This window comes from Neisseria sp. P0021.S007, from assembly GCF_051956855.1.
The window spans coordinates 1-436 of the sequence record NZ_JBQCXA010001769.1; the positions used below are offsets into that span (position 1 = coordinate 1).

The following is a 436-nucleotide window of genomic DNA, read 5'->3' on the forward strand; positions in this document are numbered from 1 at the left end:
CTCGACATGACCGTCGAAGAAGCCCGCGAATTTTTCGATGCCGTCCCCACCGTATCGCGCAAACTGCAAACCCTGATGGACGTAGGCCTCGGCTACATCCGCCTCGGCCAGTCCGCCACCACCCTCTCCGGCGGCGAAGCCCAGCGCGTCAAACTCGCCTTGGAACTCTCCAAACGCGACACCGGCAGAACGCTCTATATCCTCGACGAACCCACCACCGGCCTGCACTTCGCCGACATCGCCCTGCTGCTGGAAGTCATAGGTCGTCTGAAAGGCAAAGGCAACTCGATTGTGATTATCGAGCACAATTTGGACGTGATTAAAACCGCGGATTGGATTGTGGATTTAGGGCCTGAAGGCGGCGATGGCGGGGGGAGGATTATTGCGGAAGGCAGCCCTGAGATTGTTGCTAAGGTTAAGGGAAGTTATACTGGGA

The 436-nt window shown here is 57.3% G+C and carries 1 protein-coding gene; it reads left to right on the forward strand.

All coding sequences use genetic code 11. From position 1 onward, the window contains the following. Window positions 1-436 (forward strand): ATP-binding cassette domain-containing protein (locus ACTHUR_RS21370; protein WP_440400815.1); only part of this gene is annotated, 436 nt, incomplete at both ends.